This is a genomic window from Paenibacillus sp. Y916 (assembly GCF_056786435.1).
The window spans coordinates 1-22624 of record NZ_JBXCJA010000001.1; the positions used below are offsets into that span (position 1 = coordinate 1).

20 protein-coding genes, 11 tRNA genes and 2 rRNA genes are annotated in these 22624 nt (G+C 40.9%); 29 read left to right on the top strand and 4 right to left on the bottom strand.

The genetic code is table 11. The annotated features are described in order from the left end of the window. The 14 genes from AC1TO9_RS00005 to AC1TO9_RS00070 all read left to right on the top strand — a co-directional run. Nucleotides 1-107: ribosomal RNA gene (locus AC1TO9_RS00005) — 23S ribosomal RNA — on the top strand; the annotation flags it as partial. A gap of 178 nt (nucleotides 108-285) precedes the next feature. Then, a 5S ribosomal RNA gene (gene rrf, locus AC1TO9_RS00010) occupies nucleotides 286-402 on the top strand. A gap of 65 nt (nucleotides 403-467) precedes the next feature. Further along, a tRNA-Asn gene (locus tag AC1TO9_RS00015) sits at nucleotides 468-543 on the top strand. A gap of 4 nt (nucleotides 544-547) precedes the next feature. Then, nucleotides 548-622 (top strand) — tRNA-Glu (locus AC1TO9_RS00020). A gap of 26 nt (nucleotides 623-648) precedes the next feature. Next, a tRNA-Val gene (locus AC1TO9_RS00025) sits at nucleotides 649-724 on the top strand. An 18-nt stretch (nucleotides 725-742) separates the two neighbouring features. Then, nucleotides 743-819, top strand: a tRNA-Met gene (locus AC1TO9_RS00030). Between the two features lie 13 nt (nucleotides 820-832). Beyond that, nucleotides 833-910: transfer RNA gene (locus AC1TO9_RS00035), tRNA-Asp, on the top strand. Nucleotides 911-938: 28 nt separating this feature from the next. Then, nucleotides 939-1014: transfer RNA gene (locus AC1TO9_RS00040), tRNA-Lys, on the top strand. 16 nt (nucleotides 1015-1030) lie between these two features. Beyond that, nucleotides 1031-1115: transfer RNA gene (locus AC1TO9_RS00045), tRNA-Leu, on the top strand. Between the two features lie 7 nt (nucleotides 1116-1122). After that, nucleotides 1123-1197 (top strand) — tRNA-Gly (locus tag AC1TO9_RS00050). An 8-nt stretch (nucleotides 1198-1205) separates the two neighbouring features. Next, nucleotides 1206-1282: transfer RNA gene (locus tag AC1TO9_RS00055), tRNA-Arg, on the top strand. Nucleotides 1283-1301: 19 nt separating this feature from the next. Continuing rightward, nucleotides 1302-1383, top strand: a tRNA-Leu gene (locus AC1TO9_RS00060). 6 nt (nucleotides 1384-1389) lie between these two features. Next, nucleotides 1390-1463 (top strand) — tRNA-Pro (locus AC1TO9_RS00065). Nucleotides 1464-1641: 178 nt separating this feature from the next. Continuing rightward, the gene (locus AC1TO9_RS00070; RefSeq protein ID WP_482054514.1) at nucleotides 1642-2307 is read left to right on the top strand and encodes a BofC C-terminal domain-containing protein; all 666 of its coding nucleotides are present in this window, start codon (nucleotides 1642-1644) and stop codon (nucleotides 2305-2307) included. A 78-nt stretch (nucleotides 2308-2385) separates the two neighbouring features. Here the strand turns inward: AC1TO9_RS00070 and AC1TO9_RS00075 are convergent, their stop codons facing one another. Further along, on the bottom strand, nucleotides 2386-3450 hold the full coding sequence (locus AC1TO9_RS00075; protein ID WP_482054515.1) for a branched-chain amino acid aminotransferase: 1065 nt from the start codon (nucleotides 3448-3450) through the stop codon (nucleotides 2386-2388). Nucleotides 3451-3579: 129 nt separating this feature from the next. Here AC1TO9_RS00075 and AC1TO9_RS00080 point away from each other — a divergent pair, with 129 nt between their 5' ends. The 8 genes from AC1TO9_RS00080 to yajC all read left to right on the top strand — a co-directional run bounded on the left by AC1TO9_RS00080 (nucleotide 3580) and on the right by yajC (nucleotide 11580). Further along, entirely contained in the window at nucleotides 3580-4461 is an 882-nt protein-coding gene (locus AC1TO9_RS00080) for a LysR family transcriptional regulator (protein WP_482058073.1), read from the top strand. Between the two features lie 101 nt (nucleotides 4462-4562). Then, a complete protein-coding gene (gene ruvC, locus AC1TO9_RS00085) occupies nucleotides 4563-5066 on the top strand; it encodes a crossover junction endodeoxyribonuclease RuvC (protein ID WP_482054517.1) in 504 nt (167 codons plus the stop codon). After that, entirely contained in the window at nucleotides 5063-5677 is a 615-nt protein-coding gene (gene ruvA / locus AC1TO9_RS00090) for a Holliday junction branch migration protein RuvA (protein WP_482054518.1), read from the top strand. The genes ruvC and ruvA overlap by 4 nt, the downstream gene beginning before the upstream one ends. Before the next feature lie 19 nt (nucleotides 5678-5696). After that, nucleotides 5697-6704 (top strand): Holliday junction branch migration DNA helicase RuvB, encoded by a 1008-nt coding sequence (ruvB, locus tag AC1TO9_RS00095; protein ID WP_482054519.1) that lies wholly within the window; start codon nucleotides 5697-5699, stop codon nucleotides 6702-6704. Between the two features lie 28 nt (nucleotides 6705-6732). Beyond that, the gene (locus AC1TO9_RS00100; RefSeq protein ID WP_482058074.1) at nucleotides 6733-8847 is read left to right on the top strand and encodes a SpoIID/LytB domain-containing protein; all 2115 of its coding nucleotides are present in this window, start codon (nucleotides 6733-6735) and stop codon (nucleotides 8845-8847) included. 7 nt (nucleotides 8848-8854) lie between these two features. Continuing rightward, entirely contained in the window at nucleotides 8855-9883 is a 1029-nt protein-coding gene (queA, locus tag AC1TO9_RS00105; protein WP_482054521.1) for a tRNA preQ1(34) S-adenosylmethionine ribosyltransferase-isomerase QueA, read from the top strand. 214 nt (nucleotides 9884-10097) lie between these two features. After that, nucleotides 10098-11237, top strand: a complete 1140-nt coding sequence (gene tgt, locus AC1TO9_RS00110; RefSeq protein WP_482058075.1) for a tRNA guanosine(34) transglycosylase Tgt — start codon at nucleotides 10098-10100, stop codon at nucleotides 11235-11237. Between the two features lie 31 nt (nucleotides 11238-11268). After that, nucleotides 11269-11580, top strand: a complete 312-nt coding sequence (gene yajC / locus AC1TO9_RS00115; protein ID WP_482058076.1) for a preprotein translocase subunit YajC — start codon at nucleotides 11269-11271, stop codon at nucleotides 11578-11580. 147 nt (nucleotides 11581-11727) lie between these two features. Here yajC and AC1TO9_RS00120 read toward each other — a convergent pair whose 3' ends face one another. Together AC1TO9_RS00120 and AC1TO9_RS00125 are read right to left on the bottom strand one after the other, a co-directional pair. Further along, nucleotides 11728-12555 (bottom strand): phosphatase PAP2 family protein, encoded by an 828-nt coding sequence (locus tag AC1TO9_RS00120; RefSeq protein WP_482054524.1) that lies wholly within the window; start codon nucleotides 12553-12555, stop codon nucleotides 11728-11730. A gap of 89 nt (nucleotides 12556-12644) precedes the next feature. Next, nucleotides 12645-13040, bottom strand: coding sequence for a TIGR04086 family membrane protein (locus AC1TO9_RS00125; RefSeq protein WP_482058077.1), 396 nt, complete (start codon nucleotides 13038-13040; stop codon nucleotides 12645-12647). A 209-nt stretch (nucleotides 13041-13249) separates the two neighbouring features. Here AC1TO9_RS00125 and AC1TO9_RS00130 point away from each other — a divergent pair, with 209 nt between their 5' ends. Further along, complete coding sequence (locus tag AC1TO9_RS00130) at nucleotides 13250-13981, top strand: YetF domain-containing protein (RefSeq protein ID WP_482055212.1); 732 nt, start codon at nucleotides 13250-13252, stop codon at nucleotides 13979-13981. Here AC1TO9_RS00130 and spoVB read toward each other — a convergent pair. Then, the gene (gene spoVB, locus AC1TO9_RS00135) at nucleotides 13974-15512 is read right to left on the bottom strand and encodes a stage V sporulation protein B (RefSeq protein ID WP_482058384.1); all 1539 of its coding nucleotides are present in this window, start codon (nucleotides 15510-15512) and stop codon (nucleotides 13974-13976) included. The genes AC1TO9_RS00130 and spoVB overlap by 8 nt on opposite strands. Before the next feature lie 292 nt (nucleotides 15513-15804). On the opposite strand from spoVB, the gene AC1TO9_RS00140 reads away from it, so the two are divergent. The 6 genes from AC1TO9_RS00140 (at nucleotide 15805) to AC1TO9_RS00165 (ending at nucleotide 22589) form a co-directional block, all read left to right on the top strand. Beyond that, nucleotides 15805-16014, top strand: a complete 210-nt coding sequence (locus tag AC1TO9_RS00140; RefSeq protein ID WP_482055214.1) for a post-transcriptional regulator — start codon at nucleotides 15805-15807, stop codon at nucleotides 16012-16014. A gap of 123 nt (nucleotides 16015-16137) precedes the next feature. Continuing rightward, nucleotides 16138-17391, top strand: coding sequence for a protein translocase subunit SecD (gene secD / locus AC1TO9_RS00145; RefSeq protein ID WP_482054526.1), 1254 nt, complete (start codon nucleotides 16138-16140; stop codon nucleotides 17389-17391). Beyond that, nucleotides 17381-18277 (top strand): protein translocase subunit SecF, encoded by an 897-nt coding sequence (gene secF / locus AC1TO9_RS00150; protein ID WP_482058078.1) that lies wholly within the window; start codon nucleotides 17381-17383, stop codon nucleotides 18275-18277. The genes secD and secF overlap by 11 nt, the downstream gene beginning before the upstream one ends. Nucleotides 18278-18374: 97 nt before the next feature. Next, on the top strand, nucleotides 18375-19319 hold the full coding sequence (locus AC1TO9_RS00155) for a cation diffusion facilitator family transporter (protein WP_482058079.1): 945 nt from the start codon (nucleotides 18375-18377) through the stop codon (nucleotides 19317-19319). Between the two features lie 237 nt (nucleotides 19320-19556). Then, the gene (gene recJ / locus AC1TO9_RS00160) at nucleotides 19557-21962 is read left to right on the top strand and encodes a single-stranded-DNA-specific exonuclease RecJ (protein ID WP_482058080.1); all 2406 of its coding nucleotides are present in this window, start codon (nucleotides 19557-19559) and stop codon (nucleotides 21960-21962) included. A 108-nt stretch (nucleotides 21963-22070) separates the two neighbouring features. Further along, nucleotides 22071-22589 carry an adenine phosphoribosyltransferase gene (locus AC1TO9_RS00165; protein ID WP_482055215.1) on the top strand — a complete coding sequence of 173 codons (519 nt, stop codon included), beginning with the start codon at nucleotides 22071-22073 and terminating at the stop codon, nucleotides 22587-22589. Nucleotides 22590-22624: the final 35 nt, after the last annotated feature.

Consider the following 22624-nt stretch of genomic DNA (forward strand, 5'->3'; position numbering starts at 1 on the left):
TTCCCAATTAGTAAGACCCCTTGAAGACTACGAGGTAGATAGGTTGGAGGTGGAAGCGCAGCAATGTGCGGAGCTGACCAATACTAATCGGTCGAGGGCTTATCCTAATAATTCTAACACAAATTCGTTCGTATCTAGTTTTCAGGTGATCAAACATCTGGATAAGCTGCATGTCTTTTTTGAAGACTGATATTTTCTCGCAGCGATTAGTAACGTTATGAAATTCATTCACACTAACGTGATGAACCGAATTTCTCACGGCAGCATTTGTTACACAAATGCATGTTTGGTGGCGATAGCGGAGGGGTTCCACACGTACCCATCCCGAACACGACCGTTAAGCCCTCCAGCGCCGATGGTACTTGGACCGCAGGGTCCTGGGAGAGTAGGACGTCGCCAAGCAGCCATTTTGTAAGACATGATTACATACATAAGTGATGTAAAGAATGTATTATGAAATACTATATTCCCTGATAGCTCAGTTGGTAGAGCACTCGACTGTTAATCGAGTTGTCACAGGTTCGAGTCCTGTTCGGGGAGCCATAACGGCCCGTTGGTCAAGTGGTTAAGACACCTCCCTTTCACGGAGGTAACAGGGGTTCGAGTCCCCTACGGGTCACCAATTTTAATTTGTACACGTTTAGACATGGAGGCTTAGCTCAGCTGGGAGAGCATCTGCCTTACAAGCAGAGGGTCGGGGGTTCGATCCCCTCAGCCTCCACCATAGTAATTTTTTAGATGACGCGGGGTGGAGCAGCCCGGTAGCTCGTCGGGCTCATAACCCGAAGGCCGCAGGTTCAAATCCTGCCCCCGCAACCAATTATATTTATGTGGAACCGTGGTGTAGTTGGTCTAACATGCCTGCCTGTCACGCAGGAGATCGCGGGTTCGAATCCCGTCGGTTCCGCCATTATAATTATTAAAGATTCACAGTTTATGAGCCATTAGCTCAGTTGGTAGAGCACCTGACTTTTAATCAGGGTGTCGAAGGTTCGAATCCTTCATGGCTCACCATTTCTTATCAAAGTGTGCGCGTGTGGCGGAATTGGCAGACGCACTAGACTTAGGATCTAGCGTTTCACGACGTGGGGGTTCAAGTCCCTCTACGCGCACCATCTTTATGCGGACGTGGCTCAGCGGTAGAGCATCGCCTTGCCAAGGCGAGGGTCGCGGGTTCGATTCCCGTCGTCCGCTCCATTTTATTTGCGCCCTTAGCTCAGCTGGATAGAGCGTTTGACTACGAATCAAAAGGCCAGGAGTTCGAATCTCTTAGGGCGCACCATCTTTATTAGTTAGAGTAAGCCGATGTGGTGGAATTGGCAGACACGCCGCACTCAAAATGCGGTGCCGCAGGGCTTGCCGGTTCGAGTCCGGCCATCGGTATTGTTTCGGGACGTAGCTCAGCTTGGTAGAGCACCTGGTTTGGGTCCAGGGGGTCGCATGTTCGAATCGTGTCGTCCCGATAAAGTTGAGAACCATCGAATTATTTCGATGGTTCTTTTCGTATTTTCAACTATTTATAAACTAAGACTCCCTTTAACTGCTTGTTTGTATAAATATTGTGACTGAGGTGCACAATATAGAAAAGTAAGCAGATAGAAGGGGATCAGCGTGAATGCTTCGAAACTCAAAAAAAAGTTGATGAGAAATTGGAAAAGGTGGAAGCGTCGAATTGGAGCAACAGCCTTGAGTGTCATTATCGCTATGCTCGCTTGGTGGGGAATTCATCTCTCGGGACAAATCGAATCTTTATTATACTCTGAACCACAAATTGCTATGGAGACTTTGCAGTATTTGCAAAATACAGCTTCTACTGAGTTATCTGTAGAAAGGCAACAATTTTTGAAAAGCTTGAAAGATTCGAATAAAGCCCATAGGGTTGTAATTCAGAAAAACTATATATGTGGTCAAGAAGAAAGAGCTATGGGACAGATGAGTTCTGACAAAATTATAGAATTGCTTCATGAAAATCCAACATGGAATGGACAATTTAGTGAGCATGAGGAAGTATGGCTGGTGGAATGGGTCGAAGACCTATCTCCTGTGTGCAAACAAAGTGCATATATGAGTATGGATGCGGATGGTAATCTTACGTTATTTGAAGGTCCACCGAAACAGGAAAAGGTATTGAAGACTTTTTTTCAACTTGATATTAATTCTATGGAATCAGCATTGCCTGAGGGTGTGTTGGAACAACTATATACTGGTATTCGAATTCAGGATTTAGATGAATACAATAGTGTGATATCCACATTTAGTGACTTCGCACAAGAGTATACTGAGAACGTTATGAAGAGGACGGAGTAAGTAGGAATTGATCAAAGAACAGGGGTGTCCTTAGTCATTAATAATGACTAGGGACACCCCTGTTTAGCTGTATTAGGTCTATACTTGTACAGTCCATTGTAGAGTGTCTGGAATCAAACCCGTTTGGATACCAGTAATGGTGTCATAAAGTTGTTGTGACAGCTTACCGATTTGTCCCTCATTGATGATCACTTGTTTCTCATTCCAGAATAATTCACCAACGGGAGAGATAACAGCTGCTGTACCGGTTCCGAAGACTTCTTCCAAAGTGTGATTATGATAAGCTTCGTAGACTTCCTCCATCGAAATCCGGCGTTCCTCTACCGATATACCCCAGTTCTGTAATAGCTCGATAATAGAATCACGGGTTACCCCTGCTAAAATACTACCGTTCAACTCCGGAGTGATGACTTTTCCATCAATTTTAAAGAAAATATTCATACTCCCAACTTCCTCAATATATTTCCTTTCCAGCGCGTCTAACCATAGAACTTGAGAATATCCGGCTTCTTTAGCTTCGGTTTGAGCTTTAATGCTAGCTGCATAATTACCTGCTGCCTTGGCAGTCCCTAGTCCACCTCGAACGGCGCGCGCGTAGGAAGACTCCACATTGATCTTAACGGGTTCTAATCCTTCACTGTAGTATGCGCCAACCGGAGATAAGATGACGAGAAGCTGATAAGTATGGGAGGCCCGTACACCAAGACAAGGCTCAGTCGCTATAATGAATGGACGAATATATAGAGAGGTTCCTTTACCTGAAGGAATCCATTCTTTATCTATATTAACTAAGGTTTGAATAGCATGTAGAATAAAGTCTTCATCGATTTCTGGAATTTCAAGACGATTATTGGATTGGTTGAAGCGCTCCATATTTTTATTCGGTCTGAACAAAAGGATTTGGTCATCTTGTGCTAAGAATGCCTTCATTCCCTCGAAAACAGCTTGACCATAATGCAATACCATGGCAGCAGGATCTAACACTATGGGACCATAAGGAACGATACGAGCATCATGCCAACCTTGTTCTAAATTGTAATCTAATAAAAACATATGATCTGTAAAAATCTGTCCAAATTCTAGATGGTCTTGAAGTGGTTTCTGTTTAAGGTCGTTTCTTTTGAAAATTTGAATGTCCTTCATACTTTAACTCCTCCTGAGTCTCAATGAAATATACTTACTCCATTATAATGAATAAAAAAACAATTGGTCAATCCAATAATATCTATTAGAATGATAGTTATGGCCTATATATGAAATGAGGTAATAAATTTGGAATTTAGAGTTCTAGAATATTTCCTTGCCGTCTGTGAAGAATTACATTTTACTAAAGCAGCAGAACGACTAGGAATCAGTCAACCTACGTTGAGTCAGCAGATCCGCGTGCTTGAGAATAGATTGGGAACTCCCTTGTTCAGGAGAATTGGCAAAAAGAACTATTTAACAGAAGCTGGTCATATTTTGCGGAATCATGCGATTAGAGTATTCTATGAGCTAGAACAAGCACAAATAAAAATAACGGAAATCAAGGGATTACAACGCGGGAAGCTAAGGATTGGATGCTCGGGTAACCATCTACTGACAACGACCATCGTTTCTTTTCATGAGAAGTACCCTAATATTTCGTTATCTGTGATTGAGTTAGCAACGGAAGAAACAAGGCATGGCTTGTTGAATAATGAATTGGATATGGGTGTTGTCTTTCTACCTTTGGAAGATGCGAACTTGATTAGTCATCCACTTTATACAGAAGAGCTTAGTTTAGCTGTTTCATCAGCACATCCCTTGGCTAGAGAAAATAGCGTTCCATTCAATTATTTGCAAAACTTATCACTAATATTGTTTCCTGAGAAGTTCTTGGTTAGACAAATGGTTGATATGTACGGAAAAGAAGAAGGAATTGTCTTGACGCCAATAGTGGAACTGTCGACGATGGAATCTATGATGCAGATGGTTCGGCTGAATATTGGTGCAACTATTTTACCTAAATCCTATCTACATGTAAATTATACTGAAGATAAGCAGATTCGTATTATTCCCATCGTTGAGCCCATACCACAAAAAACAGTTGGAATCGTTTATCGCAATGAATCGATGATAAGCTTATCTATGAAGGCATTTATTCATGAGTTAAAAGGTAACTTTCAATCCTAAAAAGGAGTAGTTTCCTTAGAGTAATAGACTTAATAGAGAGTTTTTCATATAATGAGATAACGAATACATATGTTCGCTTTATGACAGAGGAGAGATTGATTTTGCGAATTTTAGGAATTGACCCGGGTATTGCTATTGTCGGCTTTGGTTTCGTAGACAAGGTAGGAAGTAAGGTTATTCCAGTGCAATATGGATGCATTCAGACCGAAGCTCATACGCCAGAGGAAGATCGGTTGCTACATGTGTATGAAGGTATGGTACAGTTGATAGATAAATATAAACCAGATACTGTCGCTTTTGAGAAGCTATTCTTTAATCGGAATGTGACGACAGCTATGACTGTCAGTCAAGCGCGTGGTGTGATGATTCTAGCTGCGGTGCAAAAGGGACTACCCGTTGCAGAATATACACCATTACAAGTGAAACAAGCTATTGTAGGTTATGGTAAGGCTGAGAAAAGGCAGGTTCAGGAGATGGTAAAAATTTATCTTAACCTCAAGGAAATTCCTAAGCCTGATGATGTTGCGGATGCTCTAGCTGTTGCTATATGTCACGCTCACTCATCAACATTAAATACGATGATCAAAGAGGTGCTGAAGAAATGATTGATTACCTAACAGGTTCGGTTGTCCATTTGGAGAATGACTATGTTGTCGTTGATGTCCGTGGTATAGGATATCGCGTATTTTGTCCGAATCCCTATGCCTTTGCTAAGGTGGAAGGTGAAGTGACGATCTATACACACTATAACGTGCGCGAGGATGCGATATTAATATTTGGATTCCCGACACGAGATGAACAGAAGTTGTTTCGTAAGCTAATTGAAGTATCGGGCATTGGTCCAAGGGTAGCCCTAGGCATATTAAGTGGGGGAGATCCAGAACTTGTTGTGTCTGCGATTCATCAAGAGAATATCCCTTTCTTAATTAAACTTCCGGGTATCGGAAAGAAAACTGCGCAACGGATGATTCTCGATTTGAAGGACAAGCTGGATGGTTTCGCTACGACTGTTATTTCAGGTGGATTATTCACTGTCCCTGAACCTCAAGAAGGAGATGGATCCTCTTGGTCTGAGGCTAGGGAAGGATTGAAGGCCCTTGGGTATACGGAGACAGAACTTGACAGTGTATGGTTAAAAATTAAAGATGAGATCACATATGAGGACACGATAGACGTCTTAATGAAGAAGGCGCTCAAACTGCTCTATGCGGGCTGAGGAAGAGGAGCGATAGTTAATGGATGACCGTATTATATCAGCGAACTTGATGATGGAAGATCAGGCAGTGGAGTTAAGTCTTCGCCCTCGCTATTTGGCAGAATATATCGGACAGAATCAAGTGAAGGAAAACTTAAAAATTTATATTGAAGCAGCCAAAATGCGTAATGAGGCGCTAGATCATGTACTTCTATATGGCCCTCCAGGGCTCGGGAAAACGACACTGGCTAATATTATAGCTAATGAATTAGGAGTTAATCTGCGGACAACATCAGGTCCTGCTATAGAACGCCCAGGTGATTTGGCTGCGTTACTAACCAATCTGCAAGAAGGCGATGTACTGTTTATTGACGAAATTCACCGTCTGCATCGGACAGTAGAGGAAGTCATGTATCCTGCAATGGAAGATTTTGCTCTAGATATTATGATTGGTAAAGGGCCAAGTGCTCGTTCTGTAAGGTTGGATTTACCTCCGTTTACATTAATAGGTGCTACTACCCGTGCAGGTTTGTTATCGGCGCCGCTTCGAGATCGTTTCGGTGTAGTTAGTCGGTTAGAATTTTATAGTGTGGATGAATTAAGTTTTATCGTATCGAGGGGAGCGGACATTTTTGGGATTGAGATTGTAGGAGATGCAGCCGATGAGATTGCGCTTAGAGCGAGGGGGACCCCTCGTATCGCTAACCGTCTGTTAAAACGAGTACGCGACTATGCTCAAGTACGTGGAGACGGAATAATTACGAGAGAAATTGCGGATCAAGCCCTCCAAATGTTGCAAGTAGACCCAAGAGGATTAGATGTGATCGATTATAAAATACTTCATACGATGATTACGAGTTTTCGTGGAGGACCAGTGGGACTAGATACGATTGCCGCAACGATTGGAGAAGAGAGTCAGACGATTGAGGATGTATACGAACCTTACCTCATGCAGATTGGTTTTTTACAACGGACTCCACGGGGGAGAATGGTTTCGTCTGCAGCGTATCAACACTTAGGATTACCACAACCACCTCAGCAGAAATAAATATTCGATCCTAGAGAGGAGATATTCAATGATTCTTAATTTGAAAAAAGGGTTTCTGAAGAAGATTACTACATGTATGCTAGTTGCTGTTATTGGCTTATCTTGTCTGAATACTTCACAAAAGGTTATGGCGGCAGGACTCGTTCAAGATACGATAAGGGTCGCAATGTTTGTTGACTTGGGAAGTGCCTACAGATCCATCACTCCAGCAGTAACACTTGAGTCTGGATCTTCTTGGAGTGCAGGGATGAATGGCTCAGCTGGATACCGTGAGATGGCTTCTTTCATGGGGAGTACACAAGTACGATTCAGTGTGGATTCATTTCGGGTAAAAGTATTGGAGACGTCAGATTGGAATAAGATTGCAGCAGCATTCCAGAATTTGTCCACAACAGCGAATGATAAGCCCATTCTATTCAGTTCTTCATTGGGAGGACAGACGGTGTATCAACTGTATACCGGAATGTATGCTACTGAACAAGCTGGTAGAGAAGCTGTGATCCGTGTTAGCCAGACGGCAGCAGCTCAATTGAACGGTCAAACACCTTCGCTAAAGGGGAGCAAACACGGGTCTGCAGGTGTTCATGCTACGTTAGATCAAGCGATGACACAACAAAGCATGATTCAAGCTTCAGGTTTTGATGCTATGACTGTTATCCAATATATGCCGACAGGTGAAATTCAATATGCGGTATGGGTAGGAGAAGCGACAAATGATAGTGAACTGAGTATTATTCAACAAGAGATGAGTCAGATTATGCCTGCGATTACTTTAGCGGCTATAGATTCTACTCTTCCAGCACTTATACTACGTCAGGATGTTGGACTTCATTTATCTCCTAATCAAACGGTAGCACATTATCAAATAAGCGGTGAATCTGCGAAAGTATGGATTCCGGATCCGTTCAATGGAATGAAAGTAACAGAGAGAGCAGCGCGGAGTTATCGTGGAAATTGGGAAATTAGTTCATATAATGGTCAGTTAGCGTTGGTGAATGAACTGCCTCTAGAACAATACCTATATTCTGTTGTTGGGGGAGAAGTACCTTCCTCATGGTCGTCAGAGGCACTGAAGACTCAAGCGGTAGCTGCAAGAAGCTATGCTATATTTCAAAGAAATAAATATCAAGTGGCAGATGTGGTCGATACGACGCTAAGTCAAGTTTATAATGGCTTAGGCTCAGAAGCTGCAAGTATTACACAAGCTGTTGACGATACGAAGGGTGAAGTTCTCGTAAAGGATGGTAAGGTAGTTGAAGCTATCTTCTCATCTAATAGTGGTGGGGTAACAGCTGATTCTAGTGAAGTATGGAATAGTGGTAACAATACCTTTATCAATGTAACAAGTGAAGGTGATATATCTGCTCAAAATAACTTGAAGATGTGGTATTATGTTTTATTGAATAATGGACTGACAGGTTATATACGTGAAGATAATGTGAAGGAATTGAGTAATACAACCGTAGCAGGGCTTGCTCAATTAACGGTAACATCATTAGATACGAATGTCCGTCCAACACCACAAATTCAATCGACTGTAACACCTGTAGCTAAGCTTAATCCGGGAGAGACTGCCGTTATTCTTGAAAAGGTCTCAGAATCCAACTCCTATTCTTGGGTTAGAGGTCCTTATACTTCTGCTGAGCTACTCAAGGCTATGCAAGGAAAGGCATCACTGCAGTTACCATCGACGATTAGTTCGCTTGAAGTAACGAAACGTGGGCCTTCGAGTCGTGTTACTGAACTGAAGGTAAATGGTCAAATACTGGATGTGAAGTATCCAGACTTGTTTAGATCAGCATTGAATGGCTTACCGAGTACTTTATTTGATATTGTATCCACCGGAAGTTATACTGTATTAGGTTCCGACGGTGCAACGGTACAAGCATCTACGTCATCAACGACTTCTGTCATTTCAGCAGCGGGGGTTAGTAACCTTAATGGGACTACGACAGTCATCATGAATGGTGACTCAAAGGCGACAGCAGTGGATGCGAGTGAGAAGTTTAAATTTATCGGTCAAGGAAACGGTCATGGACTAGGACTTTCTCAATGGGGAGCCAAAGGGATGGCTGATGCAGGGTATGATTATCAGGATATTTTGAAACACTATTATCAAAATGTCACTATTGTTAAGGAATGACGACAACATGGATGTAGAATTATATAATTTTGATCTGCCAGAGGAATTGATTGCCCAGACACCACTTTTGGAACGAAGCTCATCGCGTTTGCTTACGTTGAGCAGAGAAGATGGTTCGATGGAACATCATACCTTTAAAGATATAACGGATTATCTTCAACCGGGTGATACACTTGTATTAAATGATACTCGAGTTATTCCTGCGAGATTGTTCGGAGTGAAAGAGGATACTGGTGCGAAAGCAGAGGTTCTGTTACTTAAAAATTTGGGTCAGGACCGGTGGGAAGCATTAGTAAAGCCAGGTAAGAAGCTGAGACAAGGCAATGTCATTATATTCAGTGATGAACTTCAAGCAGTAATTGAATCTGAAGGTGATATGGGTGCCCGGGTACTCGTATTCACTTATCAGGGTGTATTTCAGGAAATTCTCGATCGTCTGGGACAAATGCCTCTTCCACCTTATATTAAGGATAAGTTAGATGATCGTGAACGTTACCAAACGGTGTATGCCCGTCATGAGGGTTCGGCAGCGGCACCTACAGCAGGACTTCATTTCACAGAGGAATTACTTCATGATATTCGTGCAAAGGGAGTATCAGTGGCATTCATAACGTTGCATGTAGGGTTAGGAACATTTAGACCCATGTCAGTTGAGCGAGTGGAAGATCATGTCATGCATGAGGAGTATTACTCCTTGTCTCAGGAAACCGCAGACTTGTTGAATAGAACGCATCTGAACGGTGGGAGAATTATTGCCGTTGGAACAACGTCTGCTCGGACACTAGAAACGGTCGGTCAGCAATGTGAAGGCGGTCCATTGAAAGAGTGTAGTGGTTGGACTAGCATTTTTATGTTTCCAGGATACCAATTCACCGTCGTAGATGCCTTGATTACCAACTTTCATTTACCAAAGTCTACGTTGGTCATGCTTGTAAGTGCTTTGGCAGGACGAGAACATATTCTCGAAGCATATCAAGAAGCTGTGAAGGAGCAATATCGATTCTTCAGTTTCGGTGATGCGATGTTTATTTATTAAACTATATAAGTGCGTGTTCAAAAAGTCAGCTTTTCAGCACCGAGAAGATTGGATGAAGATAGGGAGTGAGGAGCGGAGCGTAGGCAGTACCTACGTGAGCACCGGAAGGACCGGCTGAATTCAATATTCGATGTCGAGTAAGATTCATGATATACTTCGTGATCAAAAGATGAAACTTTGAACAACCTCTATAAGGAAGGGATACAAAAACATTATGGTAGCAGCAGTAACTTATGAACATATCAAAACATGTAAACAATCAGGAGCCCGTCTAGGACGAGTTCATACGCCCCATGGCATTATTGAGACACCTACATTTATGCCTGTAGGGACACTGGCTACAGTTAAAACAATGAGCCCAGAAGAACTTAAGCAAATGGATGCACAGATTATTCTTAGTAATACGTATCATTTATACCTTCGCCCAGGCCACGATATTATCCGCGAAGCAGGTGGGCTTCATAAATTTATGAATTGGGATCGTCCAATTCTGACCGACAGCGGTGGATTTCAAGTCTTTAGTCTAAGTGAAATGCGTAAAATTACAGAAGAGGGTGTTCATTTCCGCTCTCATCTAAATGGAGATAAATTATTTCTCTCTCCAGAGGTTGTAATGGAAGTTCAGAATGCACTTGGCTCGGACATTATGATGGCTTTCGATGAATGTCCACCATACCCAGCTGAACATGAGTATGCTAGAAAATCTCTTGAACGGACAACTCGTTGGGCTGAGCGTTGCCTAGAAAGTCATGCACGGAGTAAAGATCAAGCTTTATTCGGTATCGTTCAAGGTGGGATGTATGAGGATTTACGTAAGCAAAGTGCACGGGATTTGACTTCCATGGATTTCCCGGGTTATGCTATTGGTGGACTCAGTGTGGGAGAGCCAAAACAGCTAATGTATGATGTGCTGGATTATACAGTTCCACTCCTTCCTAACAATAAACCTCGTTATTTAATGGGCGTGGGATCTCCTGATGCTCTGATCGAAGGATCTATTCGTGGAATAGATATGTTTGACTGCGTTCTACCAACACGGATCGCTCGTAATGGGACAACGATGACAAGCGAAGGAAGAGTTGTAATTCGTAACGCGAAGTATGCTCGTGACTACGGTCCTTTAGATCCAGCATGCGATTGTTATACATGTAGGAATTACTCGAGAGCTTATTTGCGGCATTTGATCAAAGCTGATGAGACCTTTGGACTGAGACTGACTACATACCATAATCTGTACTTCTTGCAAGAATTAATGCGCAAGGTTCGTCAGAGTATTATGGAAGACAGACTGCTTGATTTTCGCGATGAGTTTTTTGATCAGTATGGTCTTCATGAGAATCTTAAAGGATTCTAGCATGATGACATTAATTAAAGGGGGAAAAGAAATGTTTGAACTTGCAGCAGAAGCTTCCGGAACTGGGGGGGCAGGCTCCATATTTCAACTGATATGGCCATTTGTTTTAATGTTTGCTATTTTTTACTTTTTGTTAATTCGTCCACAACAGAAGAAACAAAAGGCCCGTACTAGCATGCTAAGCACTCTCCAAAAGGGTGATAAAGTAGTAACGATTGGTGGTCTTCATGGAAAAATCGTAGAGATTACAGATGATATTATTGTTCTTCTCGTAAACGATGCGACTAGGTTGACTTTTGATCGTAGTTCAATAAGTCAAGGTACCCGTACAGATGTGAAATAGTAAAAGATTGCACATTAATCTTATATTCTAAATGAAATAGAGGTTGTCCATTAGTTATTCTGACTAATGGACAACCTCTATTTATATATGTGATCCGTGTTCAAAAGGTCGAATTTCAGTAATTAAAGATGACTTTTTGAACTCCTTTTACATGGAAGTGTTGTGTAACTTAGAACGCACTCTGATTGAACCGTGTTCCTTAGCAACCGCTAACTTAGCCCAATAGATACCCAAAGTAGAAGCAGTAATACCTAGTATTGATCCTGCAAGCATATCGATGAGCCAGTGAATACCAAGATAGAATATACTGAACACGATAATGGTTGAACTAATAGCGGTTATGATTCTCCAACGTATATTTCCTGAACGAGCTGCTAGCAGCATGATCGTTACGGAGATGGACGTATGAAGGCTTGGGAAGCAGTTATTTATACCGGACAGCGATCTGTAGTCCTGCTCGAATGATGGGAAGACATCCAACATGTGAAAGACTACTCCTGAAGGTGCGTAGGACCAAGTCTCATTTACAGGAACAAGAATGTAGAAGGGGATAGCTACTGCATAGTTAATCATAATAGCAAAGAAGGTTGCATATACGAACACCTTGTTACGATCCAACATGTAGACTCCAATGGAAGCGATCAATAAAGATTGAAATATAATGACATAGAAAAACACTAATACTTGAGTGAGCATTGGATTGTAAAAGAATTGCTGCAAAGTTTGCACGAAATGGCCTTCTATGCCAAAAATAAATGGTGTGAAATCAGCTTGATAGTTCAAACTCTCTTCGAATTGCAACTCGTATTTGTTAATTAATAAAATACACGCAACGCCTAGGAATAATACTAGAAATGTACGTGAAGATAGAAGTGATTGGGTGAACTCTTTGACGATTAAGAAAGGGTTTCGAAGAGACCCTATCCAAATAAGTAATACAACGGTTACTGCTGAAGTTAGAGCAATAGTTCCCATGGAATCATAAATCACAAAAACAATCCTTTCTTTTTAGCATGACTGGAATTAGTGTACCACATATAAAAGAAAGAGGATATATTTGGGAACTACATATTACTTTTTAAATTAATTCCAAACGCTCCTCCAATAGCAGCGATTATAAAGCTAGCTCCGACCCAAGAGATATCCTTTAGTGTAAAAGAACCATCTAATGCAAGAAACCCAATCAGAAGTATAACTAGTCCATAAAACACTCCTGTCAGTCCTCCGTGAACCCATCCTTTGTGCTTTGAACGCTTACCTGTGACTATACCACCAGCAAGGGCAGAGAATGCATGAATAATGTATGTGTACATTGTAAGGTCATGTTCCTGAAGTCCACTTAACCACAAGAAAAGTGAGAGAATGAATGCGCCTAGCATCATCCATGCGAATGAATAGCATAGTCCGGCTAGAATCGGATTACTAATTCTAAATGAGAATAATTGACGGATAGATTGCATGTTGTTACCCCCTTTATAGTCCATATATTACTGTCATTCTATGATAAGGCTTGCCCCAGTATTACAACAATTAGGATAGAGAATTCACTTGCCGAAGGAAATCCCATTAATTGAATGCGTTATTGAATGCATGGGTTGTACACTAAAAGGCGACAATAACTATACAATATGTCAATTGTAACAAGATTAAGGAGCGGATTTAAGTGAATATGGACTTTACGGCATATATATTTAGAACTCTGCTGATGTATTTTTTTATATATGCTACGATTCGTATTATGGGGAAAAGGGAAATTGGGAAACTATCCATATTTGATTTAGTTATTTCTATTATGATTGCGGAAATTGCCGTATTTGTGCTTGAAGATATCAAGAGACCTTTGTGGGAAGGTATCATCCCGATGGTTACGCTTGTAGTGTTACAAATCGTCATCGCGCAGATTAGCTTAAAAAGTCGAAAACTACGTTTGCTATTTGATGGTAAACCGGTTGTTCTTATATCCAAAGGTAAGTTACACCGAGATGCGATGAAGAAGCAGAGATATAATCTAGATGATCTCATGTTTCAGATCCGTCAAAAAGATATCGATAATATAGCTGATGTGGAATTTGCGATTTTGGAGACTACGGGCCAGCTCACGGTATTCCCAAAAGATTCGAATACGCAGTCTAGTTCTTCCAGCGATTTAACGGTGGCAAAGAAATGGAAAAGCAGAAGGAAGGTGCTTATGCCTGTTGGAAGGATAACCCATCAGGGATTACCTATTCCGTTGATTATGGATGGTCGAGTCATGGATGAAAATTTATTATTGATGAATAAGACACGATTCTGGTTAAAGAACATGATTCAGTCGAATGGTGCTAACGAGTTCAAGGATGTTTTTCTGTGTAGTATTGATCATAAGAATCAAATCTATATTGACTTAAAAGACACTAACTAGATGGAAACCATTGTCCGATGATGGGTAATTTCTCTAAATCACGGATAGATACAAGTTTAATTCTAAATATGATGATCATATAAATAACGATCCCGATAATACATGAGATGATGAACTGCAGCCAGATATGTTGTTGGAAGGGTAGTTGGGTATAAGCTAAATGTGTTCCTGCGGCCATTAGAATCATGGCTACACACACTTTTATAATATTGAGAACATTGAATCTAAATGAGAGTAATCTAGTTACACTGAATCCATGCATTAAAGTGACGATGATACTGTTAACAATAATTGCGATCACGGCACCATATATACCATATTGAGGTTGAGATGATAAGTACCAAATAAGAAATAGCTTAATTGCCGCCCCAATAAATGTGTTTCGGAGAGCCTTGCCAGGACGATCTAATACTTGAAGTGCTACTTGTAAGGGCCCTTGTATGTATACAAATAAGGCAAAAGGTGCCATAAGTTGTAACATACCCGAAATATTCTGATTGTTGTATAGTAATAAGCATAGTGGGACGGATAGGACGAACATAATGACTGAAAAAGGTGCACCCGTTACAAGGGCTAGGTTTATCGTCTGATTGAGTCTTTTGTGAATAGTAGCTTGCTCGTTACGTGCTGCAGCTTCCGATAAAGAGGGTACAAGAGAAACAGCTAATGATGTTGTTAATGCTCCTGGTAACAGTAATAGGGGAATAACCATACCCTGTAGCGCACCATACTGGGCCGTAGCAACAGAAGTGGCTAAACCCGCTATGGCAAGGCTCTGTGCTGTAATGATAGATTCAAACAAATAGGAGAAGGATCCTACAAGTTTGCCTGCAGTAACAGGAATTGTAATCTTAAGTAAGCGACGTAGTACACCGACTTTAAGATGGACAGGTAACTCTTCAGTAACGTTGTTAGAATGAGTAACATCTTTATCTTCGGCATGATAATGGAAGAGCAGTATAAGCAGACCAATAAATTCACCAGCCATGACTCCGAGCATTGCGCCAGCAGCACCAAATTCAATTCCTTTTGGTAGTAGCAAGAAAGAGAAGCTTAGAACACATACCATTCGAACCAGCGTCTCTACTATGGAGGAAACAGCTGATGGGATCATGTTTTGTTTGCCTTGGAAGTATCCACGGAATACGGAAGAGACAGCAACGATAACGAGCATGGGACTCATACTTACAAATGTATGATAAACTCTGGGATCAGTCAGAATATTCTGCGTTACCCAAGGTGCGAACCATATGGACAGCAGCATAAAGATAATGCCTAGCGTGAAGGTTAAGCCAAGACTAATACGTAGTATACGTTTTGAAGCCAGCGGATTATTTGCTATTTCGGCCTCAGAGACAAGTTTGGATACAGCAAGTGGGATACCACCAGTAATCAGAGTCATAATGACAAGGAAAAAAGGATATCCTAATTGGTAAATACCTACACCTTCCGCTCCAATAATACGGGGTAAAGCAATTCGTGGGATAAAGCCCAAGATGCGATTGATGATCCCTGCTGTCAATAGAATCATGGTTCCTTGTATAAAAGTTTGTTTATGACGTGTATTCAATATTCACTCCCTCTTTCCAAGTCAAGGCTAGCCGGATGTCCAGCATGACGATTACTATATGGATATGCTCAACCTGTCCATTCTCATGCTAGATAATATATCGTGAAACTTATACTTTCTTATATTTCGAAAAAAAGGAATTAGAGATTTAAAGTCGAATTACTCGATGAAGTGGTACAGACACCATAGAGAGGATGGGTTACGCGTGGAAATTGAAGGGATAAGCACTGTCCAGCTCGATGAGAATATTAAAATGATGTGCCAGAGTAAAGCTGAGGAATTTAGACTTATCGGATATGAGCATGTGACGGAGAAAGATATTTGGGATTGTGTCAGTTCGAAATATGAGAAAGATGGAACACCTTCACTCCATAAGTTAGTTAATGATATTCTATCTTTAAAGGTAACTGGGTTTATGAATTTTATGACAATGGCGGCGTACAAAGGATCTACTTTTGAATAAGGGGGGATTCTTTTTGTCGTTAAATGCCAAAAAGACACGAATTGTACAAAATCATAAATTGACTGCATTTTAAGGCATAGCTATAATAGGAATATTGAGGACGAAAGGGGAAATAAGAACGGAATGAAGAGAATTGTCAGTTTTTTTGTTACAATAATTGTGTTATCTGGCGTAATGGCAGTATCAACTCCAGGGTTACTTGATAAGATCCGTTTGGGTCTTGACCTTAAGGGTGGGTTTGAAATTCTGTATGAGGCTCAACCTCTAGAAGAAGGGCAAAAGGTCACCAAAGAATCGTTGACCCATACAGCTCAAAGTTTAGAGAAACGTGCGAATTCTCAAGGGACAAGCGAACCTGAGGTAACTACAGAAGGAACTAACCGAATTCGTCTGAAAATAGCCGGAGTTACCGACGAGGCTGAGGTTAGAAAGAAAATGAAAGAGCCTGCGAATCTAACGTTTCGTAGTTCGCCTGATGGAGGAATAGAAGAGGCTGATTTCACTAAAATTGAACTCTTAGGAAATGACTTTAAAGAGAATGGTGCAGAAGTCGAATATAACAATCTAAATAAACCTTTAATAAGTATCCAAGTAAAAGATAAGGCGAAGTTTGCTGAAATTACAAAACGTCTTATTAACAAAGAATTAGCTATTTTCTTGGATGAAACGATGCTTTCTGCTCCGACTGTTCAAGCTGAATTAACGGATGGTAAAGCTCAAATCACTGGTAACTACACTAATGAGGAAGCTAAGAGCTTACGCGATACGATTAATCTAGGCGCGTTACCATTGAAGCTTACAGAGAAATACTCCCAAAGTGTAGGGGCAACGCTCGGTAAGCAGTCACTTGATGAGACTGTTGTAGCAGGGCTAATTGCATCTGCTGCTATTCTATTATTCATGATCGGAATGTATCGTACACCTGGATTAATAGCTAGCTTTGGATTGATTCTGCATACTTGGTTGCTTATACTAGTGTTCGTAATGGCTGATTTCACCTTAACACTGCCGGGTATAGCAGCAGTTATATTAGGGATCGGGATGGCTGTAGATGCTAATATTATTACCAACGAGCGGATCAGGGAAGAAATGCGTAACGGTAGAAGTGTGATGTCCTCTGTTAAAGCAGGGAATAAGTCTTCTTTCCGTACGATACTAGATTCTAATCTGACGACGATCATTGTTGCTGGTGTTATGTATGCTTACGGAACAGGTGCTGTAAAAGGTTTCGCATTAGTATTAATGGTAGAGATTGTATTAAGTATTGCCACGAACGTATATTTCACTCACTGGCTAATTACCTTGTTGGTTAAGTCAGGCTTACTTAAAAAACCGAAGCAATTTGGTGTAAAGGAGAGTGAAATTCGTGAACTTTAAGAAACAATTTGATTTTGTTCATGTTAGTAAGTATTTCTATACCCTTTCCATTATTCTTACGATCCTAGGTCTTATTAGCCTCGCGGTTTTTGGATTGAATTACGGTGTTGATTTCAAAGCGGGTTCGAATGTGGATGTATCACTTTCAAAGACGTTAACAAAAAATGAAATTGAACCTGTTCTGAAAAATATCGGAATTGATGAGGGAACGGATATTACAGAGGGAGAGCAACGGATTAACATCCGATTTAACGAAGTACTGACAGAGGAAAACCATAATAAACTTATATTAGAGTTTCAAAAGTTAGATAGCAGTGCTTCATTTGAGATCAATACAGTTGATACAGAAATGGCTAAAGAGCTTGGACGAAATGCTATCTACGCTGTGCTTCTATCTTGTATTGGTATTATTATTTATGTGAGTGTCCGCTTTGAATGGCGATTTGGAGTTGCAGCGATCGTAGCGCTCATCCATGATGCATTCCTGGTCATCACCGTATTTTCCCTATTCCAGTTGGAAGTGGATTTGATATTCATTACAGCGGTATTAACTATTGTTGGTTATTCAATCAATGATACCATTGTTATATTCGACAGAATACGTGAGAACTTGCGTTTTGCTAAGCTGAAAACCAATGAAGATCTTGTTGTCTTGGTGAATAAGAGTGTCAACCAAATGATTAAGCGTTCACTATATACCGCACTCACGGTATTTATTGCCGCGTTATTTCTATTCCTATTTGGTGGTGAATCGATAAGAATGTTCTCTTTGGCGATGGTCATTGGACTAATATTCGGTGCCTATTCCTCGATCTTTATTGCAAGCCCACTCTGGCTTCTACTTAAGAGTAAACAAAAGAATAAACCAGTCGGCAAAGCATCATAAGCATATAATAATTAGGAATAACATTTTGAAAGCCGCGGTCAATGATGACGCGGCTTTCAAATGTTATGGGCATTGAAGTTGCTAGAGGGGGGCTTATGTGGCTATACAACATTCAATACCAAATAAAACCGCAACTTGGACAAGAATTATCGGTGAATTGACACTAGCTATATTTAAAGGATTTGTTGGTTATTTCTCAGACAGTAAGGCTTTACTTGGTGATGCATTGTATTCAGCAACGGATGCCTTTTCTTGTCTTGCTGATAAAGTTCCTTGGAAGAAGGCTAAAGTTAATGGAAGTCGTAGATCCGAGAAAACTCAGCTAGTTATAACGATTCTCTTCTCTGTATTGGTTATAATGGGAGGAGTACAAATTGCCACTGACGCTATTCATAATCTCTCAAAGGGTAATTTAAAGGCGCCTGGACAGTTTTCAGTTGTTGCTATTTTTGTTTCTTTTGCTGTAAGAGAAGGCATATTTCAATTTCAATATCGCGTATCTAAGAAAAGAAATAATGGTGAACATACGGTGTATACTTCGAACCACCGACTAGCATTATATACCTCGTTCATAGTACTCCTCGGGGTATCTCTGTCTGTCTTGGGAGATGTGTATGGTTGGCCTGGATTGTTATACATGGATTCCATTTCTGCCATCATTGTGTCGGGTCTAATTCTTAGGGGTGGATATCTACTTATGGTGGATTCGATTTATGGTAGGCATCCTCATGAGGAACTGGTGGAAGAAAATAGATCCGAATTTATGGATACGATTCAGCGCGTTCATGGCATTATCACAGTGGATGAATTGAAATCGCAAGAGGTAGGACATTATATTGTTGTTCATGTAAAAGTGAGTGTTAATCCAAGTATTACCGTGCTTGAAGGTCATGCTATATCTGGACATGTAAAAAAGTTACTAATGAATCGATTTCTTCATGTTAGTGATGTCAGTATTCAAGTCATTCCTTATGATCCAGGTTATCCTTATAAATCGAATCATGGATCATTGGATCAGGATATACCAACATTACTCCAATAAACTTTAAGGGGTTGTTCAAAAAGTCATCTTTTGATCACGAAGTATAGCAGGGGGGCGTATTCGACATCGAATATTGAATTCAGCCGGTCCTTCCGGTGCTCACGTAGGTACTGCCTACGCTCCGCTCCTCACTCCCTATCTTCATCCAATCTTCTCGGTGCTGAAAAACTGACTTTTTGAACACGCATTTTATGAATTTGAATATGAACAAGGTAAGAGAAAGAAAGGTGAATTGACGTGCTCCATTCGAAATATAAGTGGCAGTCACAACTATTCAATGCTAATACGGCAGAGGAGTTTGCCAAGGCATTGTCTATATCTCCGTTGATAGCCTCTCTTTTAATAACTAGAGGGGTATGTACTGTCGAAGATGCTAACATGTTTATACAAGGAAGCATGGATGATTTACATGATCCTTTTTTATTACGAGGAATGACGGAAGCGGTACCGAGAATTGTTCATGCTGTTGAAAGTGAAGAACATATTTTAGTGTATGGTGATTACGATGCAGATGGCGTATCAAGCACATCTTTGATGATTTATCTTATGCGTCATATGAATGCATCGTTTGATATTTATATTCCCCATCGTTCTAACGAAGGATATGGACTTCATAATCATGCTATCGACTGGGCTCATCAACAAGGTGTCTCTCTAATCATCACTGTAGATACAGGAATAAGTGCTGTGGATCAGATATCCTATGCGAATTCTCTTGGGATCGATGTTATTGTTACGGATCACCATGAACCACCGGATATATTGCCAGATGCCTATGCCCTAATTAATCCGAAGCTGTCCAACTGCCTATATCCTTATAAAGGATTAGCGGGCGTTGGAGTTGCCTACAAGCTATGTCAGGCTTTATTAGGCAACCCACCTATTGAGTGGACTGAACTCGTTGCGATAGGTACTGTAGCCGATTTAATGCCGCTGACAGGTGAGAATCGCATTCTTGTTCGAACAGGGATCACCTCAATGCGAAGATCTTCTTTTCCAGGACTTCAAGCCTTGCTTGAAGTAAGTGGAATAGACAAAGAGACATTGACCTCGACGAATATTGCGTTTGGAATGGCTCCGAGAATTAATGCGAGTGGTAGACTTGATCATGCTGGAAGAGCGGTTTCTTTATTGACAACGGAGGATTCCACTGTAGCTATAGGCTTAGCTCATGAATTAGACGGCTTAAATAAACAAAGACAAACCGTTGTTGAAGATATCCTTCAAGAAGCTTTAGCTCAACTTGAAGGGAAAATAGAGTCTCGCGGACTACCATCTGTGATTGTATTAGCAGGTAATGGTTGGAATGTTGGTGTGGTTGGCATTGTAGCCTCCAAAATATTAGAACGTTACTATCGCCCCGTCATCATTCTCGGAATTGATGCAGATAGTGGAACTTGTAAAGGTTCAGCCCGATCTATTCCAGCTATCGACATTCATGCGGCTCTAACCTCTTGTAAACATTTAATGGATCATTATGGGGGGCATCCTGCAGCTGCTGGAATGAGCTTGCATGTAGATCAGTTAGAACAATTTGAATATGCTCTTAATGAATATGCCAAGGTGATCTTAATGCCAGAAGATCTAATTCCTGTTACTGTTGCCGATGGAGAATGGAAACTGGCGGATTTACCGATTTCAGTGATCGAAGAACTGGAGTTGTTACAACCTTTTGGAATGGCTAATCCGGTACCACGCTTCATTATAAGAGACGTGACACTGCAGGAAACTCGTAAAATGGGTCGTGATCAGAAGCATCTTAGACTAACTATGCAGCAAGGAAATAGCAGGTTGGAAGCTGTTTCCTTCGGGCAAGGTGATCTGGCTGACCTATTGACAATAGGTGCTTCAATCGATGTCATCGGAGAGTTGTCTATTAATGAGTGGAATGGTTCCCGTAAACTTCAACTTATGCTTCACGATATCATGATATCTGAGCCACAAGTTTTTGATTTACGTGGATTGAAAGGATCACAAGGGGTAATAAATACTTATTTGCAACTCTTGAATTCGCGTCTAAGGGGTCAAACTACTCAAATAGCAGCTATATTTGCAGAAGAGACGACCAAGGATGTAACAAATGATTTGAATGAACTATCCCTTTGGGTATATGATGAGGTCGATGGAATTGTCGCGACTAATTTAGTTGCATCTCAAGAGGGGAAGGATGATATAACAACTTTATTTGTTTTGGATGCACCCCGATCTCCGCGGCAGCTTCATATGATATTGGCCGATTTCAAGTCATTGCATAATGTCTTTTTTGGATATGATGTTAAGAGCGATGTCAAAGAGAAGCTCCAAGTTCCAGATAGGGAATTATTTAAAAAGTTATATATCATGTTGTCTCGAATAGGGTCTGAACCCTTACCGGAGAAGGATGTATTAGGTCAAATTAGTCGTCAATCTTCGACGTCGGTAAGGATGCTCTCCTTGATGATGGACGTATTCGAAGAGTTATCATTTATCGAGCGGAACGATGGAATGATTAATCTTGTCTCTACCCCTTCGAAGAAGGGCCTTGATCAATCTGCACATTTTCGTGAATTAGTTATTCTTGCAGAGATGGAGCAGAATCTTTTCGATACGAATACCGCACAATTGACGCAATGGATGCTATCCCTCTTAAGAGAGGGTTCATAATATCAAGTAGTAACGCTCAAAAACTGTGATTATGCTTCCGAAGTGAGTTTTCTCGAAGTATATCAAGTAGTAACGCTCAAAAACTTTTAGGAGGATACCAATTTGAATTTGAATTTGAAGGATTATATTCGCGTCATTCCAGATTTTCCAGAACAAGGGATTAGCTTTAAAGATATTACGACACTACTTCAGAATGGACCGATGTACAAGAAGGCAATCGATGAACTGAAGGAGCTTGTTGCCCATCTTCAGATCGACGTTATTGCTGGTCCAGAGGCACGCGGGTTCGTCGTTGGAGCACCACTTGCTTACGCATTGGGTGTTGGTTTTATACCCATTCGTAAAAGTGGTAAACTACCGTACGAGACCATTGAGGCTGGCTATAATTTGGAGTACGGTAAAGATTCTCTAGCGATGCATACAGATGCTATTCAAAAGGGACAGAAGGTACTGATTGCTGATGACTTATTGGCTACTGGAGGAACCATCTCTGCTTCTGTGAACTTAGTTCGTCAACTGGGTGGAGATGTCGTGGGTGCTGCTTTCTTAATTGAGTTGGAGCATTTACATGGACGAGACAAGTTAACGGATGTTGAAGTACTCTCACTTCTATCCTATGAATCATAAGTAACAAGTTTCCCGGGAAATAGTGTGAAATGAAT

Bases quoted from the DNA above. Each gene is read 5' to 3' on its own strand.
- AC1TO9_RS00140 (WP_482055214.1), top strand. From the start codon at position 15,805: ATGATGTGCCAGAGTAAAGCTGAGGAATTTAGACTTATCGGATATGAG.
- AC1TO9_RS00125 (WP_482058077.1), bottom strand. From the start codon at position 13,040: ATGCAATCTATCCGTCAATTATTCTCATTTAGAATTAGTAATCCGATT.
- ruvB (WP_482054519.1), top strand. From the start codon at position 5,697: ATGGATGACCGTATTATATCAGCGAACTTGATGATGGAAGATCAGGCA.
- AC1TO9_RS00075 (WP_482054515.1), bottom strand. From the start codon at position 3,450: ATGAAGGACATTCAAATTTTCAAAAGAAACGACCTTAAACAGAAACCA.
- AC1TO9_RS00100 (WP_482058074.1), top strand. From the start codon at position 6,733: ATGATTCTTAATTTGAAAAAAGGGTTTCTGAAGAAGATTACTACATGT.
- ruvA (WP_482054518.1), top strand. From the start codon at position 5,063: ATGATTGATTACCTAACAGGTTCGGTTGTCCATTTGGAGAATGACTAT.
- AC1TO9_RS00120 (WP_482054524.1), bottom strand. From the start codon at position 12,555: ATGGGAACTATTGCTCTAACTTCAGCAGTAACCGTTGTATTACTTATT.
- AC1TO9_RS00130 (WP_482055212.1), top strand. From the start codon at position 13,250: ATGGACTTTACGGCATATATATTTAGAACTCTGCTGATGTATTTTTTT.
- spoVB (WP_482058384.1), bottom strand. From the start codon at position 15,512: ATGATTCTATTGACAGCAGGGATCATCAATCGCATCTTGGGCTTTATC.
- yajC (WP_482058076.1), top strand. From the start codon at position 11,269: ATGTTTGAACTTGCAGCAGAAGCTTCCGGAACTGGGGGGGCAGGCTCC.
- queA (WP_482054521.1), top strand. From the start codon at position 8,855: ATGGATGTAGAATTATATAATTTTGATCTGCCAGAGGAATTGATTGCC.
- tgt (WP_482058075.1), top strand. From the start codon at position 10,098: ATGGTAGCAGCAGTAACTTATGAACATATCAAAACATGTAAACAATCA.
- secD (WP_482054526.1), top strand. From the start codon at position 16,138: ATGAAGAGAATTGTCAGTTTTTTTGTTACAATAATTGTGTTATCTGGC.
- AC1TO9_RS00070 (WP_482054514.1), top strand. From the start codon at position 1,642: ATGAGAAATTGGAAAAGGTGGAAGCGTCGAATTGGAGCAACAGCCTTG.